General features: G+C 63.8%; 14 protein-coding genes. 7 read left to right on the top strand and 7 right to left on the bottom strand.

The window, feature by feature from the left end:
• Nucleotides 1-20: 20 nt before the first annotated feature.
• The gene (glyA, locus tag AC066Y_RS04295; RefSeq protein ID WP_478272799.1) at nucleotides 21-1,322 is read right to left on the bottom strand and encodes a serine hydroxymethyltransferase; all 1,302 of its coding nucleotides are present in this window, start codon (nucleotides 1,320-1,322) and stop codon (nucleotides 21-23) included.
• Between the two features lie 609 nt (nucleotides 1,323-1,931).
• Here glyA and AC066Y_RS04290 point away from each other — a divergent pair.
• Entirely contained in the window at nucleotides 1,932-4,211 is a 2,280-nt protein-coding gene (locus AC066Y_RS04290) for a TonB-dependent siderophore receptor (protein ID WP_478272798.1), read from the top strand.
• Nucleotides 4,212-4,464: 253 nt separating this feature from the next.
• Here the strand turns inward: AC066Y_RS04290 and AC066Y_RS04285 are convergent, their stop codons facing one another.
• The 4 genes from AC066Y_RS04285 to AC066Y_RS04270 form a co-directional block, all read right to left on the bottom strand.
• A complete protein-coding gene (locus tag AC066Y_RS04285) occupies nucleotides 4,465-4,746 on the bottom strand; it encodes a hypothetical protein (protein WP_478272797.1) in 282 nt (93 codons plus the stop codon).
• A 145-nt stretch (nucleotides 4,747-4,891) separates the two neighbouring features.
• A complete protein-coding gene (locus tag AC066Y_RS04280) occupies nucleotides 4,892-6,391 on the bottom strand; it encodes a tripartite tricarboxylate transporter permease (RefSeq protein ID WP_478272796.1) in 1,500 nt (499 codons plus the stop codon).
• Nucleotides 6,391-6,891 (bottom strand): tripartite tricarboxylate transporter TctB family protein, encoded by a 501-nt coding sequence (locus AC066Y_RS04275; RefSeq protein WP_478272795.1) that lies wholly within the window; start codon nucleotides 6,889-6,891, stop codon nucleotides 6,391-6,393. The genes AC066Y_RS04280 and AC066Y_RS04275 overlap by 1 nt, the downstream gene beginning before the upstream one ends.
• Nucleotides 6,888-7,856 (bottom strand): Bug family tripartite tricarboxylate transporter substrate binding protein, encoded by a 969-nt coding sequence (locus tag AC066Y_RS04270; RefSeq protein WP_478272794.1) that lies wholly within the window; start codon nucleotides 7,854-7,856, stop codon nucleotides 6,888-6,890. Before AC066Y_RS04270 ends, AC066Y_RS04275 begins: the two co-directional genes overlap by 4 nt.
• Before the next feature lie 327 nt (nucleotides 7,857-8,183).
• On the opposite strand from AC066Y_RS04270, the gene AC066Y_RS04265 reads away from it, so the two are divergent.
• Together AC066Y_RS04265 and AC066Y_RS04260 are read left to right on the top strand one after the other, a co-directional pair.
• Nucleotides 8,184-8,417: a hypothetical protein gene (locus AC066Y_RS04265; RefSeq protein WP_478272793.1), complete on the top strand. Its 234-nt coding sequence runs from the start codon at nucleotides 8,184-8,186 to the stop codon at nucleotides 8,415-8,417.
• Between the two features lie 92 nt (nucleotides 8,418-8,509).
• The gene (locus AC066Y_RS04260) at nucleotides 8,510-8,899 is read left to right on the top strand and encodes a PRC-barrel domain-containing protein (RefSeq protein WP_478272792.1); all 390 of its coding nucleotides are present in this window, start codon (nucleotides 8,510-8,512) and stop codon (nucleotides 8,897-8,899) included.
• A gap of 90 nt (nucleotides 8,900-8,989) precedes the next feature.
• On the opposite strand, the gene AC066Y_RS04255 is transcribed toward AC066Y_RS04260, so the two are convergent.
• Nucleotides 8,990-9,223, bottom strand: coding sequence for a DUF6894 family protein (locus AC066Y_RS04255; RefSeq protein ID WP_478272791.1), 234 nt, complete (start codon nucleotides 9,221-9,223; stop codon nucleotides 8,990-8,992).
• Nucleotides 9,224-10,032: 809 nt separating this feature from the next.
• On the opposite strand from AC066Y_RS04255, the gene AC066Y_RS04250 reads away from it, so the two are divergent.
• The 3 genes from AC066Y_RS04250 to AC066Y_RS04240 all read left to right on the top strand — a co-directional run bounded on the left by AC066Y_RS04250 (nucleotide 10,033) and on the right by AC066Y_RS04240 (nucleotide 11,409).
• On the top strand, nucleotides 10,033-10,488 hold the full coding sequence (locus tag AC066Y_RS04250) for an Hsp20 family protein (protein WP_456722779.1): 456 nt from the start codon (nucleotides 10,033-10,035) through the stop codon (nucleotides 10,486-10,488).
• A 427-nt stretch (nucleotides 10,489-10,915) separates the two neighbouring features.
• The gene (locus AC066Y_RS04245) at nucleotides 10,916-11,227 is read left to right on the top strand and encodes a hypothetical protein (protein WP_478272790.1); all 312 of its coding nucleotides are present in this window, start codon (nucleotides 10,916-10,918) and stop codon (nucleotides 11,225-11,227) included.
• Nucleotides 11,224-11,409, top strand: a complete 186-nt coding sequence (locus AC066Y_RS04240) for a hypothetical protein (protein WP_092114740.1) — start codon at nucleotides 11,224-11,226, stop codon at nucleotides 11,407-11,409. The genes AC066Y_RS04245 and AC066Y_RS04240 overlap by 4 nt, the downstream gene beginning before the upstream one ends.
• A gap of 324 nt (nucleotides 11,410-11,733) precedes the next feature.
• On the opposite strand, the gene AC066Y_RS04235 is transcribed toward AC066Y_RS04240, so the two are convergent.
• Nucleotides 11,734-12,246 (bottom strand): hypothetical protein, encoded by a 513-nt coding sequence (locus AC066Y_RS04235; RefSeq protein WP_478272789.1) that lies wholly within the window; start codon nucleotides 12,244-12,246, stop codon nucleotides 11,734-11,736.
• Nucleotides 12,247-12,319: 73 nt separating this feature from the next.
• On the opposite strand from AC066Y_RS04235, the gene AC066Y_RS04230 reads away from it, so the two are divergent.
• A complete protein-coding gene (locus AC066Y_RS04230; protein WP_478272788.1) occupies nucleotides 12,320-12,442 on the top strand; it encodes a hypothetical protein in 123 nt (40 codons plus the stop codon).
• Nucleotides 12,443-13,351: the final 909 nt, after the last annotated feature.

Below are 13,351 nucleotides of genomic sequence, written 5' to 3'. Positions count from 1 at the left end.
TCTAACAGCGACCCTGTACTTTACTGGTAGATCGGGAAGCGATCGGTCAGCGCCTTGACGCGTTCCTTGATCGCGGCCTCGACCAGCGGCGCCTTGCCGTCCGGCGACTGCGCCAGCGCGTTCAGCACTTCCGCGATCATGCCGCCGACCTGCTTGAACTCGGCGACGCCGAAGCCGCGGGTGGTCGCCGCCGGCGTACCGAGACGCAGGCCCGAGGTGACGAACGGCTTCTCGGGATCGAACGGGATGCCGTTCTTGTTGCAGGTGATCGCAGCGCGCACCAGTGCCTTCTCGGAGATGTTGCCCTTCAGGCCCTTCGGCCTGAGGTCGACCAGCATCAGATGGTTGTCGGTGCCGCCGGAGACGATATCGAGGCCGTGGCTGCGCAGCGTCTCCGCCAGCGCCTTGGCGTTCTCGACCACGTTCTTGGCGTAGATCTTGAAGTCCGGCCGCAGCGCTTCGGCGAACGCGACCGCCTTCGCCGCGATGACGTGCATCAGCGGGCCACCCTGCAGGCCGGGGAAGATCGCCGAGTTCAGCTTCTTGGCGAGCGTCTCGTCATTGGTGAGGGTCAGGCCGCCGCGCGGACCGCGCAGCGACTTGTGCGTCGTCGTGGTGGTGACGTGGGCGTGCGGCACCGGCGAGGTATGCACGCCGCCGGCGACGAGGCCCGCGAAATGCGCCATGTCGACCAGCAGATACGCGCCAACCGAGTCTGCGATCTCGCGGAAGCGCTTGAAGTCCCACGCACGCGAATAGGCCGAGCCACCGGCGATGATCAGCTTCGGCTTGACCTGCTCGGCCTGCTTCTGGACTTCGTCCATGTCGATGATCTGGTCCTCGCGGCGCACCGTGTAGTGCGCGGCCTTGAACCACTTGCCGGACATGTTGACCGGCGAGCCGTGGGTGAGATGGCCGCCGGCGGCGAGGTCGAGACCCATGAAGGTGTCGCCGGGCTGCAGCAGCGCCAGGAACACCGCCTGATTCATCTGGCTGCCGGAGTTCGCCTGGACGTTGGCGAAGCCGGCGCCGAACAGCTTCTTGGCGCGCTCGATCGCCAGGTTCTCGGCGACGTCGACCCACTCGCAACCGCCGTAGTAGCGCGCGCCCGGATAACCTTCCGCGTATTTGTTGGTCATCACCGAGCCCTGCGCCTCCAGCACCGCACGGCTGACGATGTTCTCGGAGGCGATCAGCTCGATCTCATGGCGCTGCCGGCCGAGCTCGCCCTTGATCGCGGCGGCGATCTCGGGATCGGCCTCGGCAAGGGTTGCCGTGAAGAAGGAATCGGGCGCGGAAGCGGTCTTGGAGGATGAGGTCATCGGCGAAATATCTCCACCGCCGCAAGCCTTTAGGTGGGATGCGGACGGTCACGAGTGGCGGTCGAAGCTGGTTTCAGAGGGTTATCACATCACCCCAAAATGGCCAAGCCGTTGCGGTCCCCGGCGGTCAATTATGCCAGATATGGTGGGGATGCCGGGGATTGCCAGCCGGCTGGGCCGGCGCCTCCCCGTCCCGGTTCCGGGTCTCCCGCAGGCCATAGCTCCCGGCGCCCGCGGGGGGCGGACGGGACGCCCCCTTCCCGATCGCGCGACCAGCCGATGCTGACGCCTCAAGGCGAGCCGCGCCCTCAAGCTTCACCAGAGCGACCCGCTCAATCACGCGACGTCCGTCTCTCTCGATCGTCACGCGCGCGATCATGATGCATCGAGTCACGAGATGATTTTGAATCGTTCGATTTTTGAATCGCTCAACACTGGATCGATTCAAGCCTCTCACGCGATGCGTGCAATTGTGCGTCGTACTCCGTTGTCCCTCAGTCACACACACGAGCTTTGCGCACAGCTTCGATAGCTTCTAACCGCGCGCGGGCTGTTCGCGAAAATCACCGTGATAACGACGCCGAAGACAATTCTGTTTGGCGGCGTTGAATGACGGACGGATGGATTCGGCCGCAGCGGTTTGCTGCTTCGGCTCTGGTGGTGCTTTCGGTTGCCGGTGCGGACGAGGTCTTCGCGCAGACGCAATTGCCGTCCGTGACGGTCGATGCGCCGCAGCACCGGCAAGCGGCGCGATCGCAGCAGCCTTCGCAACGGACCACGCGCGCACGAAGCGCCTCGCGCCGCGCCACAGTCGCGCCGGCGGGAGCGCAGCCACAGGCAGCACCGCAGGCCGCAGGCTCAGGCGCTGGGCACGAGCGCGCCAACGGCCCGGTCACCGGCTACCTGGCGCGGCAGAGCGCCAGCGGCACCAAGACCAGCACGCCGATCATCCAGACGCCGCAATCGGTGACGGTGATCAGCGCCGAGCAGATCCGCGACCAGAAGATCGTCAGCAAGTTCGACGAAGTGCTGCGCTACACGCCGGGCGTCATCGGCGGCACCTACGGCGCCGATTTCCGCAACGACTGGTTCATGATCCGCGGCTTCCCCGCGCAGAACGAGTCGCTGTTCCTCGACGGCCTGCAGCTGTTCTACACCTCCTATGCGAGCTGGAAGCTGCAGCCCTTCAATCTCGAGCGCGTCGAGGTGCTGCGCGGTCCGTCCGGCATCCTGTACGGCGGCTCGGCGCCGGGCGGGCTCGTCAATGCGGTGAGCAAGCTGCCATCCGCCGAGCCCATTCGCTACATCGAGACCGGCGTCAACAATTTCGGCAACGCCTATACCCAGTTCGACATCGGCGGCGCGGCGGCGCAGCCCGGCGGCGGCCAAGTGCAGTACCGCCTGGTCGGCCAGGCCCAGGGCGGCGGCACCCAGACCGACTACGTCTACGACAACAATTTCTTCTTCGCCCCGTCGGTGACCTGGCGGCCCGACGCCGACACCAGCCTCACCGTGTTCGGCATGGCCTCGCACAGCAACACCCGCGCGCTGAACTTCCTGCCCTATGTCGGCACCGTCACCAACGCACCGTTCGGCCGCATTCCGACCAGCCTGTTCGCCGGCGATCCCAGCGTCGACCAGTTCCGCCGCGACCAGGAGATGGTCGGCTACCAGTTCCAGAAGAGCGTGTCTGACAGCGTCGACTTCCGCCAGAACGCGCGCATGGCGCATGTCGACGTCTATTACGCCGGGCTCTACGGGCTCGGTTACGCGACGACGCCGGCGGCGGCCGACGTCACCCGCGGCAATTTCTACACCCGCGGCATCGCCACGCAGCTCAACCTCGACAATCAGCTCGAATACCGCTTCTCCACCGGCGCGCTGCAGCACACCGCGCTGGTCGGCGTCGATCTGAAATATTACGGCATCGACGACCGGCAGGGTTTTGGCATGGGCACGAATCTCAACGTGTTCAATCCGGTCTACGGCAACAACCTGCCGTATAGCGGCCCGCTGTATCAGAACGCCTATCTCACCCAGGGCATGGCCGGGCTCTATCTGCAGGATCAGGTCAAGCTGGATCGCCTGACGGTCGTGCTGTCGGGACGCCAGGACTGGGTCGACCTCACCAACAACAACAGGATCGGCGCTTCCCAGGGCCGCGACGACAGCAAGTTCTCCGGCCGCGTTGGCGCGATCTACAATTTCGACAGCGGCGTTGCGCCCTACGTCTCCTACATGACCGGCTACAATCCGGTCATCGGCACCAACGCCGCCGGCCAATTGCTGCTGCCGGAGACCTCCGAGCAGACCGAGGTCGGCATCAAGTACGAGCCGGTCGGCCTCAACGCGCGGCTCGGCGTCGCGCTGTTCGACCTCAAGCGCAAGAACGCGCTGACCACAGATCCGAACAACACGCTGTTCCAGACCCAGAACGGCGAGGTCACCTCGCGCGGCGTCGAGCTCGAGGCGGTGGCGAACATCACCCGGGATTTCAAGCTGGTGGCGAGCTACACCAATTACGAGCTGTTCGTCAGCAAGGACCTCAATCCCGCGCTGATCGGCACCGTGCCGACCAACACCCCGCGGCAGCTCGCCTCGGTCTGGACCGACTACACCTTCCGCGACGGCCCGCTGAACGGCTTCGGCTTCGGCGGCGGCGTCCGCTATGTCGGCTCGTCCTTTGCCGATACCGCGAACACCGCGCGCGTGCCCGGGGTCGTGCTCGGCGACCTCGCCCTGCACTACGAATGGGACAACAACTGGCGCGCGGCGCTCAATGTCGTGAACGTCACCGACAAGATCTACGTCGCGAGCTGCGCGACGATCAGCTCCTGCTACTACGGCGATCGCCGGCGCATCACGGCAAGCCTCGCCTACAAATGGTGAGCGTGCCGCGAAACATTCCGTTCACAATCCATCATCGAGACAGAGGGGCGCCGTTCAGCCGCCTCTCCATTTTCTTGATGCCGTCAGGGTGGTGTCAGCATGTCGCGCCAGGTTCGAACAGCGGCTACACTTGCCGCGCCCAGACTGGCCCGCTCCGAATTGCGAGCCCCGGAGCGGGCCTTTTAGGTGGCGAAGGTTTCCCGTGGCAACCCAAGGCATCCGAGCCCGTCGCGCCGACCGCCGCGGGTCGATATCAGAATGCACCCTTGAACTGCGCGACATAGTCGGGACTGCCATAGACCCACATGGGCTCGTCGCATTGTCGTGGGCCTGTGTCGTTCATGCAGGCGGCGCTCCACGGCGGAGCCGCGATCTGACGACCGACGATCCCGTATCCTTGCAGTCCGTTGCCAATTGTCGGTCCCGTGCCGACATGCGCTCGATCGCTGCCTTTGCCGGATCGCGCATGAGCGAAGGCCTGGGTCGCAAGAGATGGCGCCAGCATGAGCGCCGTCAGAAGGTAGATCATCTTCATCGTTCAGCCGCCTTGATTGCGCCTCGCGCGGGCGAGGCATGTGCGTTGCTGAAAGGAAGACCGAGATCGGAGTTTGGATATTTCCCGATCACGCGAATGTTGGTAGCGTTACCGTCTGTCTCGACGCGGCCGATGGATTCACGTCCTAGTCTTCGTTCGCCTTGAACCGCCCCAGTCCCCTAAGCACGAACGGTGCAAGCAGCGCGATCAGCGCGACGCCGAGCAGCACAGCCGACATCGGGCTTTGCAGCAGCACCATGGGATCGCCGAGGCTGATCGCCAGCGCGCGGCGCAGCTGGCTTTCCGCGATCGGCCCGAGGATCAGCCCGATCACGACGGGTGCGATGGGGAAATCGAACCGCCGCATCAAAAAGCCCATCACGCCGAACGCCGCCAGCATCGACAGCTCGACGACCGACGGCTTCGCCGCGATCGTGCCCATGGTCGCGAACACCAGGATGCCGGCATAGAGCCATGGCTGCGGGATCGCGAGCAGCCGCACCCACAGCCCGACCAGCGGCAGGTTGAGCACCAGCAGCATGCCGTTGGCGATGAACAGGCTCGCGATCAGGCCCCACACCAGGTCGGGCCGCTCCGCGAACAACAGCGGCCCGGGGTTGAGGCCGTATTGCTGGAAGCCCGCCAGCATCATCGCCGCGGTGGCCGAGGTCGGCAGCCCAAGCGTCAACAGCGGCACCAGCGTGCCCGCGGCGGACGCGTTGTTGGCGGCTTCGGGTCCGGCGACGCCCTCGATCGCGCCCTTGCCGAATTCCTCCGGATGTTTGGTCAGCCGCCGCTCGGTCGAATAGGACAGGAAGGTCGGGATCTCGGCGCCACCGGCCGGCAGCGCGCCGATCGGAAAGCCGAACAGCGTGCCGCGCAGCCACGGCATCCATGAGCGCTGCCAATCCTCCCGCGTCATCCACAGCGAGCCGCGCACCGGCTCGAGCTTCTCCTCGGCGTGATGACGGCGCGAGGCGACATAGAGTGCCTCGCCCACCGCGAACAAGCCGACCGCGAGCGTCGTCACCTCGACGCCGTCGAGCAGCTCGGGGATGCCGAAGGCAAGCCGTGCCTGGCCGGTGAGCTTGTCGATGCCGACCAGCCCGAGCGTCAAACCGATGAACAGGCTGGTGAGCCCGCGGACCGGCGAGTCGCCGAAGGTCGCCGATACCGTGACGAAGGCGACGCACATCAGCGCGAAGTAGTCCTCCGGCCCGAACCGAACCGCGACATCGACCAGCCACGGCGCGAGGAATGCGAGGCCGATGGTGGCGATGGTGCCGGCCACGAACGAGCCGATCGCCGAGGTCGCCAGCGCCGGGCCGCCGCGGCCGGCCTTGGCCATCTTGTTGCCCTCGAGCGCGGTCGCCATCGACGCGCTCTCGCCCGGCGTGTTGATCAGGATCGCGGTGGTCGAGCCGCCATACATGCCGCCATAATAGATGCCGGCGAACATGATCAGCGAACCGCCGGGATCGAGCTTGTAGGTCACCGGCAGCAGCAGCGCGACCGTCAGCGCCGGACCGATGCCGGGCAACACGCCAACCGCGGTGCCGAGGAACACGCCGATCAGGGCGTAGAGCAGATTCATCGGCTGCATGGCGACCGCCATGCCATGCGCCAGCGCGGCGAAAGTGTCCATCACAGCAGTCGCTCCAGCGGGCCGGCAGGCAGGCTCAGCGTCAACAGTTTGTCGAACGCGAGGTAGATGAGAGTCGTGATCACGAGCGCGATGATGGTGTCGGCCAGCACAGCGCGCCGGCCGAAGGCGGCCGACGTGGTGACGAACAGCGCCGAGGTGGCAAGGATGAAGCCACCGCCGAGGCCGATGATGGCGATCAGCAGCGCCAGGCCGGCGATGATCAGCCACACCGGTTTCGGATCCATGCTCTCGCGCGGCGGCAGCTTGCCGCGCAGCGCGTCGATCAGATTGCCGGCCGCGAGGATGCCAAGGCCAATCGCGATCACGATCGGCATCGCTTCCGGCCCCATCCCGTACATTGTTGTCGCCGGCAGCTTGCTCGCGTCCCACACCAGCACCGCGGCGAGCCCGGCCAGCGCGGCAGCGATAGCGACGCCTGCGCGATCGACGCGCCGTGCCGGCGCGCGCGGCAGATTTTCCGAAGCCGTGTCCGGCGTCATGACTTCACGAGGCCGACGGACTTCAGCACATCGGTGACACGCGTGATCTCCTTCTTCAGGAAATCGGCGAAGGCATCGCCGCCGACATAGGCGTCATCCCAGCCCTTCTGCTTCAGGACGTCCTTCCAGGCGTCGGACTTCACCATCTTCTCGACGGCATCGCTCAGCACCTTGCGCTGCTCCGGCGTGATGCCGGGCGGTGCGACCACCGAGCGCCAATTGGCCAGCACCAGCTCGATCCCCTGCTCCTTGAAGGTCGGGATGTCGGCGCCGGGCAGACGCTGCGCCGAGGTCACGCCAAGCGCGCGCAGCTTGCCGGCCTTGATCTGGCCTTCGTACTCGCTGAGGCCGGAAATGCCGGCCGTGACCTTGCCGCCGAGAATGGCGGCGAGCGACTCGCCGCCGCCGGAGAACGGAATGTAGTTGATCTTCTTCGCGTCCGCGCCGACCGTACCCGCAAACAGCGCGGCCATCACGTGGTCGACGCCGCCGGCCGAGCCGCCGGCAAAGGTCACCTTGGCGATATCGGCCTTGAGCGCGGCGGCAAGATCCTGCGCCGTCTTGATCGGCGAACTCGCCGGTACCACGATGACCTGGGTCTCCTCGGTCAGGCGCGCGATCGGCGTCACCTGATCGAGCGTCACCGGCGACTTGTTCATGGCGAGCGCGCCCACCATGACGAAGCCGTTCACCATCATCTGGCTGCCGTCGCCCTTGGCGCCATTGACGAACTGCGCGATGCCGACGCTGCCGCCGGCGCCGGGCACGTTGGTGACCTGGACGCTGCGCGCGACACCGGCGGCGACCAGCGCCTGCTGCATCGAGCGCGCGGTCTGATCCCAGCCACCACCGGGCGCTGCGGGCGCCATCAACTTGAGCTCGAGCTGCTGCGCGGGCGCCCGACCGCTCGCCCCAAGCAACAGCGCGACGACCGCGCCGAACAGGCGCATGTGGGACGAGATCATGGGGCTTCCTCCTGGATTTTCAGACGCGGCCTGCCGATCACCGGCTGCGTCCAGTCGCGTGGTCGCATCGCCAATCGAAACGCGCGGGTCCCATCGGGTTATGGAATCGCTCGCCGAGCTCGCGTCTGCGCGTTCTTAGCGACCATTCGCCACAGCCTTCGGCAAGCCCGACGGCGCGACCAGACCGTGCTGCATATCGCCGCACCTCGACAGTCGGTTTTCGCTTGCCTTGCTTCGAGCCGGGAGCCAGCGGGTTCAGCTCTAGGAACCATTGCTAGTTCTTCCCGTTCCACCTCCGCCGATGGATACGGCATTGGAGGAGAGAACATGAACGTTAGAACGATTGTCGCGGCAGCGTTGCTTGCCGCTTTTGTCACGCCGGCATTTGCAGCGGACGAATTCTACGTCGTGCAGGACGTGAAGACGAAGAAGTGCACGATCGTCGATCAGAAGCCGGTCGACACGACGACCACCGTCGTCAGCCCGTCGGGCACCATCTACAAGACGCGCTCCGAGGCCGAGACCGGCATGAAGAGCGTCAAGGTCTGCACGTCCGACTGACAGGCGCTGAGCACGCCGGTCACCATACTTTGGGCCGAGCCGGCAGCGTCTGCCTGGTCGGTTATCTCCACTGAAGGCGAGGAGTTTCTCTTATGAAGAAGTTTGCTATCGGCTGCATCTTGGCTGCGGCGTTCGCTACCGCCGCGCATGCGGCGACCACGATGCCCGCCGCCCCGACGGACAGCTGGACCATCACCAACTACTACAAGCAGAATGTCTATGATCCGAAGGAATCCAAGATCGGGACGATCGACGACGTGCTTGTCGACAAGGCGGGCAAGGTGACCGGCCTCGTCATCGGCGTCGGCGGCTTTCTCGGCGCCGGCGAGAAGGACGTGATCGTGCCGTACACGGCCGTCAAATCGCAAAAGAAGGACGACAAGTGGTGGCTCACGCTCGACGAGACCAAGGACAGCCTGAAGGCTGCACCCGGCTTCAAGTACGATCGGGCCAGCACGACCTGGAAGCCTGAGAACAAGTAGTACCGAGGTCCCGTCTGCTCGCTGCGAGCAGGCGGGACCCTTCGAAATCAATCAGCGAAACGGGCTGTGCGGAGGAGCCTCGGCGCGGCGCTAGTGTTTTGCTTTGGCCGTGAAGATAAGGGCCGCGTGAAACAAGGGTCCATCGTCAGAGCGAACTTCAATCGCCACGTCATGCGGTGATTGGGATTCGGCGGCGTCACGCGCCAGACCTGCCAGCGTATGAACCGCTTCTACTTGGGCAGCTTTTTGGTCGCGGAACTCGAGTCCTTCCTCATCGGGATAAAGTTCGCTGCCGTCTCTGATATCGAAGAAGTAGCGCACCATCGCCTCCATACGCGGCGGCAGTGAAGCAACACAAGGCGAGGACGTGTCGTTCCTAAACGAACTGCGACGAAGCCGACGGAATAATCAGCGTATCCAGTTCGAAACCGTCGCGGCGCGTCAGCTGCCAGCTGCGCGTTGCCGCTTTCGGATGATCGCGAACCGACAACTCACGCCGCCTCCGTACGCATGCCTTCGTGCGTGACGCGGAAGAAACTCTGTCGCCGAACGACGAATGGGTCCTCCCAAGTCCTGCGGGATTCTGTTCCTACCTTTCGCATCAGTCAGGAGCGGGAAGTTCGAGTCTGGGTTGTAAAATACGCCCCGGCGCTGCGAGGCGCCGATCGGCCGGCACGATCTGGAGGCCCGAGAACAAGTAATCGGCGGTGTCCTTTCTTCTCGCTCTGGAGGATACCGGGCGCAACAGTCTGGAACGGATCACGCAGCACACGAAAGCAATACGGCCCCGGAACCCATTGCCGGGGCCGGTCGCCTGAATCCGGGCCGAGTTGTTACTGGAGGCAGTCAGCCTGATCGATCAATAACGGCGCGGTTCCGGCAATAGCCTATTTGAATCCGTGTCCGAATGTCCGCGCTGGTCTTGGGGCAACAACCGCCACAAGAGAGCAGATGGAAGCAACCTCAAATTTTTTTTGGCCGGGTTCTTGACACGGCATCGCCGATTTTTATTTTTTTCCCGCCAACCCGCGTCGCGGGAACTGGTGCCTGGTCGCCCTTCGGGGCCAGGCGAGACGGGCACCGGTCGTGTCCGGTGCCGTTCATATCCATCTTGCTCTATGGAGGATTTGGCTATGCGCACATACGACTTCTCCCCCCTGTTCCGGTCGACCATCGGATTCGACCGGCTCTTTGATCTCGCCGAAGCAGCCCATCGGGCCGGTGAAGATCACTACCCGCCCTACAACATCGAACGCTTGGCCGAGGACCGATACCAGATCGTGCTCGCGATCGCCGGCTTTGCGCCCGACGAGATCTCGGTGACGGCAGAACAGAACGTTCTGACTGTCGAAGGCGTCAAGGTCGACAAGGCCGAGCGCGAGTATCTCTATCAGGGCATCTCGACGCGCAGATTCAAGCGCCAGTTCAGCCTCGCCGATTATGTCGAGGTCAAGAGCGCTGCGTTCGACAACGGACTTCTCAGGATCGAGCTGGCGCGCGAAGTGCCGGAGGCGATGAAGCCGCGACGCATCGCAATCAATGCGGCATCGAGCAACTCGCCCCGACAGCTCGAAAGCGTCGCCGCCTGATCGAACCGGCGAAGCCGCGCGCCCGACGAACCAGCGCGGCTTCGTCTCCTCAGTAACTCGTCTTTCGAACGGAGGCATCCATGCGGCCGACGACCGCGCCTGCTCATAACGTTATTGGCTTCAACCGGCCAATTCGCGCCCACCAGGAAGGCCCCCACGAATATGAGACCCCGCACGATGTGGTGCGGGATTCTCGCCTGAGCCTGACCGAGAAGCGAGCTATCCTGGCATCCTGGGCCTCGGACGCCAGCGCTGTGGCGTCCAATCCCATCTTGCGCGCACCCAGGGGGCTCAAATCGCCCGTTCCTGTCAGCGATATCCTGGAAGCGCTTCGTGCTCTCGACAGCAGTCCGCCCCATCCGCCAGGCGGCCGGCCTGCCCGGCTGCGCTCCGTCGACCGTTGCCTGGCCGCATAGGAGGCAGCGAGATGACGGTGGACATCAGACTACCGAAGCAGGTCATCGACCGGCTCGAGCGACGCTGGCGGTCAAGATTTGACCGGGAACGGCAGCTGAACTCGGAACTGTTCGACCGCCGGCTTGAACAGTTGCGCGCTCATCGCAACAATGTTCAGCGGTATCGGCGATTGCTGCAGACCCAACTCTCCGATCTCGAACGCGAGTTCATCGAAAGGCGGCTCTCCGAAGAAGTGGCGGCGATGCAAGACGTCGCTGCCGACATTCCGCCACTTCCGGCAGCCTCGTTTGATCGCCCTGCTTGCGAGGAGATCCGGCCATGAAGGGGCTGCAACAAATACTCATAAGAGGCAGTGAAAAGATCATCGGTCACTATCAATTCCTGCTCGATACGGCGATGTCGGAAGAGGAGCGCGAACTCTTCCGACGGAGGATCGAGGAAGAACGCAGGATACTGAGCAGGCTGCTCGATACGTCCGACCATCAATCGGCACGCGCGGCCTGAGGCGATCATGGCGGCGGAGGATCAATATCGATGGCGATATCTCCGCCGCTTGGCCCTGCGCGAATAGCGGGGAAAATTGTCCGTTTCGGTCGCTCCATTTCAGTTTTGACTTCGTAGCGTTGGCGTGAAGCCCGCCAATATGACGACGGATCGCATCGAGCGTCGCTTTGCCAGGAACCAGAACGGCAAGCTCAGAGTTGTCGTCATAGTCCGGGAGCGCGGAGAAACTCCCGTCCCGGCAATTTTCAATTCGGAAAGCCAGGTCGCTTCATTCATTCGCGCTCGCATCGCGAAGGGACGGTTGTGCATGCCGACGAAGCGGCATCATGGGATAACTGACATGAGCGTTTCGAGATCAAGGGAATCGACCATCAGGCGGCATACAGCCTCGATGGCGCGTGCACTGACATGGCTGAAAAATACCTGCCCCGCCTGCGATGTGCCGGGGCCGGAGCTCACCGCCACATCGCCGGTGCGCATCTCCTCCGATACGCGCCGGAGTGCCCCTGGCTTCAGGACTGCCGCCCGATCTCGAACCGGGATCAGGTGAGCCGAATTGCCGATGAGCGCGGACGCGCGGCAACGCTCTTCCCGCGCGCATTGGAGTTGGCTGCTGAAGGAGCTTTGAACTTGGAACCTTACGGTGTCCCGACAATTGGGCTCTTGTTCCGGGCAGGAACCGATAAAGGGAAATGCATGGGACAAATCCGCCGCCGCGTGAAGCAAGCCGATGCGCTCGAAATCCGGCTCACGCAGGGAGCGAAAGAACTTCGCGACCGTGCCGGGCAACTTCCCGCTGGTCGAGACCGTGACGCGCTGCTCCAGCAAGCGCAGCATAATGAAGCCGCCGCGCACATGTCGGAATGGCTGATGTCCCCAGGTCAACGGACGCCCATCTAGGAGGGCGACGATGCAGGCGAACCATCACCGCAACCACCACCATTTCGACGGCGTGGAGCTTGCCTTTGTCGCCGCTGCGGTGGTGTCGCTGATGGCCCTGCTCGCCAGCGTGGCGTGGCTCCTGCTGCGGTGAGCAATCGAATCGAAAAGGACCGTCACACGGGCGGTCCTTTTCTGCCGGTTGGAATGGATTTGTAAAAACTCAAAAGTTAAGAAATGCTCTGTAAATAAAAGTAGTGTCGGCAGAGTTGTATTACGGCCATCCTGGCTTGCGATGAAATCCGGGGCAGTACGGTGTTCCGGCCACGGAACCAGGCCGGCGGCGTTTCCGGACACACGGAGAGCCGCAGAACCAAGGCCGCGTGCTTGACTCGCGCGGCCCCCTCCCGCGACGTGCGGCAAAACAACCCGACGGGCAACTCAGCAAAAACCTGTCAACCGCCTCGCGCAAAAATATTTCGCTTTATCCGAAATGAACCTCAGTATATGGTCTGCCCGTCTCACCCGATCGAGGGGCGCTGCGCATCGTCACGGGTGTTGCGGTGAGATGCGGTGGACGCTGATCGCGCAGTCGACGAATGCGCGTGATGCGGACGGTGAAGTCGTGTGGTCCTGACGCCCTAGCGGCAGGTGTCTTTTCACAAAGCGCGAACGCGTCTTGTGAAGGCGGTGACAAGCAAGCCCAGTCTCGCCGGGGAGAGCACGAAATAAGCCGTAACCCATCGCGCAGGGAAAGCCGGGTTGTTTCCGGTTACACCTGTGGTCCTACCCCCGAGCTTTCTACCCATTGCTCGGGGCCCATGGGTGCGATCGGCACCCGGCTTTCCCTGCGCCCTCTGCGAGAGAGAGGGGCGGAATAAAAAGCAAAGCTCGGACGATTCGTGTCGCGAGAACGCGGATTTATGATTCGATGGCCACGCAGTGTCGTCCTGGCGAAGGCCAGGACCCATTACCCCAAATCTCGATTGTTGCGCGACGCTGGGGCCACAGCCCACTTCAACAACACGGCCCTGTGGTTATGGGGTCCCTGCTCCCGTGCGCA

The organism is Bradyrhizobium sp. USDA3010, from assembly GCF_056429065.1.
The sequence above is the reverse complement of the archived record's forward strand: the minus strand, read 5'-3'. Positions and strand labels throughout refer to the sequence as shown.